Source organism: Alkalibacterium subtropicum, assembly GCF_900112455.1.
Taxonomy (GTDB): domain Bacteria; phylum Bacillota; class Bacilli; order Lactobacillales; family Carnobacteriaceae_A; genus Alkalibacterium; species Alkalibacterium subtropicum.
Genome location: NZ_FOLT01000028.1, coordinates 1 through 4,920, shown reverse-complemented (window position 1 = coordinate 4,920; position 4,920 = coordinate 1). Strand labels below are relative to the sequence as shown.

General features: G+C 45.0%; 6 protein-coding genes. All 6 read right to left on the bottom strand.

Annotated features, from left to right (window positions below; all coding sequences use genetic code 11):
• Positions 1-208: 208 nt before the first annotated feature.
• Entirely contained in the window at positions 209-1,072 is an 864-nt protein-coding gene (locus BM049_RS11670) for a helix-turn-helix domain-containing protein (RefSeq protein WP_091531937.1), read from the bottom strand.
• 142 nt (positions 1,073-1,214) lie between these two features.
• Positions 1,215-1,895, bottom strand: a complete 681-nt coding sequence (gene phoU / locus BM049_RS11665; RefSeq protein WP_091531935.1) for a phosphate signaling complex protein PhoU — start codon at positions 1,893-1,895, stop codon at positions 1,215-1,217.
• Positions 1,896-1,916: 21 nt separating this feature from the next.
• Positions 1,917-2,678: a phosphate ABC transporter ATP-binding protein PstB gene (gene pstB / locus BM049_RS11660; RefSeq protein WP_091531933.1), complete on the bottom strand. Its 762-nt coding sequence runs from the start codon at positions 2,676-2,678 to the stop codon at positions 1,917-1,919.
• Complete coding sequence (gene pstA, locus BM049_RS11655) at positions 2,678-3,493, bottom strand: phosphate ABC transporter permease PstA (RefSeq protein ID WP_091531931.1); 816 nt, start codon at positions 3,491-3,493, stop codon at positions 2,678-2,680. Before pstA ends, pstB begins: the two co-directional genes overlap by 1 nt.
• On the bottom strand, positions 3,493-4,341 hold the full coding sequence (pstC, locus tag BM049_RS11650) for a phosphate ABC transporter permease subunit PstC (protein WP_091531929.1): 849 nt from the start codon (positions 4,339-4,341) through the stop codon (positions 3,493-3,495). The genes pstA and pstC overlap by 1 nt, the downstream gene beginning before the upstream one ends.
• 104 nt (positions 4,342-4,445) lie before the next feature.
• On the bottom strand, positions 4,446-4,920 hold a 475-nt coding region (locus tag BM049_RS11645; protein ID WP_177188713.1), incomplete at its 5' end, for a substrate-binding domain-containing protein.

Below are 4,920 nucleotides of genomic sequence, written 5' to 3'. Positions count from 1 at the left end.
CAATACTACTCTCATGACTGCGACATTTTGATTCCAAAAGTGTTCACTCGAGTGAACTTTCTTATGTGAGTGCGACATCCTGGCACCAAAAGTGTCCACTCACCCGATACTTCGCTCGCGACTGCGACATTCCTCATGCAACTATCCAAAAATACATCCGCCAGCACCGATTCATTTCACATCAGGTGATGGCGGATGTATTCTTTTACTAATTCACATTCACAAGTTCTTTTTCAATACGGTCGATCGTCAGCTGCATGGAGACAGAAAATTTCTCATTCTGCTGGATATCAAAAATCATCAAGGCTTTTTTATAGGCCTCAAGCGCATCCTCTTTCTGATCCAGATTTTCCAGACAGTAACCTTTGTAGTATAAAAAATCGCCTAACAGAAATAACGTATTTTCTGACACCACTAGATCCAGCCCCTGAAACACTTTACTCAGACAGTCACTGTATTTTTTCTGAAGTGCCAGGCAAACAGAATAGTTCAGCAGCAGTTTTGCTTTCTTTTCGTGGTTCATCCACTCTGAAAACATATCGAACCCTTTTTGATAATACTTTTCAGCGGTATCGTACTCCTCTTTCCTCAAGTACTGATTCCCGATACTGTCAATGATCTCGATCCTGAGCTCCCCGTTTTTCGTCATTTTCTCCAATGCTATCAGATGGTCCAGCGCTTTATCATGGTCCCCGTCACGATAATCGTACAGCAGGGCTGTGACCCATTCGAAAAACAGTTTATCCTCTCCGATCGTCTGATCGATCAGTTCTTCATTCGAACTGATCAGGTAAGAGACCGAATCATATTCTCTCCGTTCCAGATGCTGTCTGATCAGTTTACATAGTTGAGTCGTTTTTGAATAGCGACTTTCCACTGAATCTTCCCCGTAAAAATAATGCAGTGAAACGTTCAGCCGTTCAGCCAGCTTCTCCATCAGTTCCCGGCTGGGTCTCACTTTCTTCTTTTCGATTCGACTGATCATCGCTTGTGTGCAGATGCCTTCAGAAAGGTCTGCCTGTGTCATCTTTATTTCTTTTCTCCTTTGCTTGATCTTCTCCCCAATTTTCATTCACTTATCCCTCTCATTATATTACAATTATAATATCAGTTATATTACATTATTATACATAAGTACCGAGTGATTTTCTACACTTTTTGTACAAAAAAAGACTAAAGAAATGAATCTTTAGTCTTTAATGAATGTTCTCACGCTATTCTAATGAACTTAAATCATGATGCGTATTGAGTTCCTGGATTTCTCCTGTCTCAAAATAAAGGATCCATTCAGAAATATTGGTGATGTAATCCCCCATCCGCTCAAGGTAGGTACTGACCAGCACATAATCCGTCGCTCCAAGTACTAGGTCAGGACTGGTCCGCATTTCCTCGATACTCATCCGTCTGATCTGATCAGAAAGTTCATCAATCTCATCGTCATTTTTTGCGATCGCAATGGCACTGGAACTGTCATACTTCACATAGGCGGTAATGATTTCCTGTCCCATTTTCTCTATTTTTTCACCGGCTTCAAAGATAAGATCTTCGATTTCTTTAACACGCTTGTTTCCTTTCACACGGATCGTCGATTTTGCAATACTTACTGCATGGTCGCCCATTCTTTCCAGATCCGCCGAAGCTTTCATCACGGTGATGATTTTTCTTAAATCACTGGTCACGGGCTGCTGAAGCGCGATCAGTTCAATGCACTCCTGCTCCAGTGAATGTTCCAGGTCATTGATTTTTATATCATCTTCAATAACTTTCTTTGCCAGTTCTTTGTCATGATTGACAAACGCTTTGATGGATTTGTATATGGCTTCATTCACCATATTCCCCATCTGTGAAAACTTGAAATGCATTTTTTTCAATTCATCATCGTATGCACGTCTCATGTTAGTCCCTCCAAAATAATATTATCCAAAACGTCCAGATATATAGTTTTCTGTCTCCTTCTCAGAAGGATTTGTAAAGATTTTACGTGTCGTGTCTGTCTCGATAATATGTCCGTTCAGGAAAAAGGCCGTGCGATCCGACACACGCGAAGCCTGCTGCATATTATGAGTGACCATAACAATAGTATAGTCGTTCTTAAGCTGAGCAACAAGTTCTTCGATTTTAGCTGTAGAAATCGGATCAAGCGCACTGGTCGGTTCATCCATCAGCAAAACTTCCGGTTCGACGGCCAAAGCACGGGCGATACAGATACGCTGCTGCTGTCCACCGGAAATGGACAGGGCGTTCCTGTCCAGATGGTCTTTCACTTCATCCCAGATCGCCGCTTGTCTCAAACTCTTTTCAACGATTTCATCCAGTTCACTTTTCTTTTTGATGCCATGCGTGCGCGGACCATAGGCGACATTATCATAAATACTCTTGGGAAACGGGTTCGGCTGCTGGAATACCATACCGACTTTTTTACGCAGGAGATTCAAGTCTGTTTTTTTCTTGTAAATGTCTTTGCCGTCCAGCTCGACCGTGCCTTCTATTTTTACATTTTCCACTAAATCGTTCATTCTGTTCAATGTTTTGATGAACGTGGACTTTCCGCAGCCGGAAGGTCCAATAAATGCCGTCACTTCTTTTTCATAGATATCCAGATCCACACCGTGAAGAGCTTCAAAGTCTCCATACCACAGTTTCAGGTTTTCCACTTTTATTTTAGGTTGGGTGCTCATTATTTTCCTCCTCGAGATAAACGTTTACTGATCAGAGTAGACAGTCCGTTGATCAGAATAACAAATACCAGCAGCACGACTGCTGTTGCATAGGCTTCATTTACGTGCAGTCCTTCATTGGACAAGATATACATATGAAGCGACAAGGTACGACCCGAAGCAAACAGTGACTGTGGCAGTTGCGTGGCTGTTCCCAGTGTAAAGATCAAAGCGGCTGTCTCGCCGATGATTTTCCCTGTGGCCAGTATGACACCGGAAAGGATACCGGGCATGGCGACAGGCAGAACAACATTGAAAAGGGTCCGCAGTTTACCTGCGCCCAGGGCATAACTTGCCTGTCTGATAGACATCCCCGACGCGATCAGTGCCTCTTCCGTTGCCCGGATAATAACAGGCAGAGACATGATGGTCACGGTAAAAATACCGGCTGCCAGAGAAAACTGCCATTCCAGATAAACAACGAAAAAAAGGAAGCCGAACAAGCCGTATATGATCGACGGGATACCGGCCAGAGTGTCTGTCGCGATGCTTATCGCCTTGACGACGGGGTTGTTTCTGTTGGCATAGTCAACCAGGTAAAAGCCTGTGAATACACCAATCGGCGTAGCGATCAAAAGGGTGCCCAGTACCACATACAAAGTCGTGATCAAGGCCGGCATAAGTGATACGTTGTCTGTTGAATATTCCCATTCAAACAGGGAAGGGGTGAGATAAGCGACACCGTTGAACAGGATATAAAAAATCAGATACCCTAAGATCCCGAAGGTAAAGAGTGTCGAGGCATAGACTAAGCCTTTTAAAAGTTTACTGCTCATCAGCTCTCTCCTCCTCTGCTTTTAACAATTAAAAAGGTCGTATTGATGATCATGATGAAGACAAACAGCACTACACCTGTAGCGATAAGTGCCTCTCTGTGCTGACCGGATGCATAAGCCATTTCCAGTACGATATTCGTCGTCAGCGTACGGACACCTTGGGTCAGTCCGCGTGGCATGATCGGCTGATTACCGGCTACCATGACGACTGCCATTGTTTCACCGATCGCCCGGCCGACACCCAGAACGACGCTTGAGAATATACCTGACTTCGCTGCCGGAACCAAGACGTTGAAAATGCTTCTTTCCTGTGTTGCCCCTAAAGCGATACTTCCAGAGTAGTAGGAACGTGGAACAGAACGAATAGCCGATTCAGATAAAGCGATGATCGTTGGCAGGATCATGACGCCAAGCAGCAGAATCGCTGCCAGCATACTGTTCCCCGGACCGCCAAAACTGTTTCTGATCCACGGCACAATGATCCTCAGAGCAAAAAAACCATAAACTATCGAAGGAATACCGGCCATCAAATTGACAGCGGGTTTTAAAAAACTGTATAACTTAGGCGGGCAGAACTCGGCCATGAAAATAGCTGTGGATACGCCGATCGGCACACCAAGCACTATCGCCCCGATCGTAACCAGGATCGATCCCACGATCATCGGTAGAATACCAAAGGTCGTCTGATTCCATGTTGTTCCGAATATAAAATCGAATACGCCATAATCGAGCATCATAGGCAAGCCACCGGTGAAAATGAAGACAACGATCAATATCAGAGAAATGATCGATGTGACCGCCGCCAGAAGAAATACACCATGCATGATTTTTTCTTTTGTTTCATTCATTTTTTTTCCTTTCCACTGAATACACACACAGAAGCAGGGCAAAGAATCGACTCCTAAGCCCTTGCTTCTATGTTATTCAGCTGCTGTTAGTGTCTTTTTCAAGATTACTCTACGATCTCACTCCATGTGCTGACCTCGCCACTGAAGATTGAAGAAACTTCATCGACAGACAGTGTTTCAACCGGATTGTCCGGGTGGACGATCACAGCTATACCATCCAGGGCAACAGCCTGTACGTCACTGACTTGAGCCGCTTCCTCCTCAGTCAAGTCACGGGAAGCCATGCCGATATCTGTGGTCCCGTCGATGGCAGACGTCACACCTGCACTTGAACCGGTCGAATGTACAGCGATCTGCACTTCAGGATGGATCTCTTCATACGCTTCTGCCGCTGCTTCCACTACCGGGTAAACCGATGTCGATCCGTTCACGTCGATGGATCCGGACAGTTCAAGATCTGCTCCTTCATAAGCAGGAGCTTCGGTATCCGCCGGGATGTATCCGGCCTCTTCAACGATAGCCTGTCCTTCAGCGGAAAACATATAGGCCCAGAAATCTTCGGCCACTTCGTCCAGGTCA

Excerpts from the sequence above, each read along its gene's own strand:
- pstA (WP_091531931.1), bottom strand. The coding sequence starts at position 3,493 with ATGAGCAGTAAACTTTTAAAAGGCTTAGTCTATGCCTCGACACTCTTT.
- pstB (WP_091531933.1), bottom strand. The coding sequence starts at position 2,678 with ATGAGCACCCAACCTAAAATAAAAGTGGAAAACCTGAAACTGTGGTAT.
- BM049_RS11670 (WP_091531937.1), bottom strand. The coding sequence starts at position 1,072 with ATGAAAATTGGGGAGAAGATCAAGCAAAGGAGAAAAGAAATAAAGATG.
- phoU (WP_091531935.1), bottom strand. The coding sequence starts at position 1,895 with ATGAGACGTGCATACGATGATGAATTGAAAAAAATGCATTTCAAGTTT.
- pstC (WP_091531929.1), bottom strand. The coding sequence starts at position 4,341 with ATGAATGAAACAAAAGAAAAAATCATGCATGGTGTATTTCTTCTGGCG.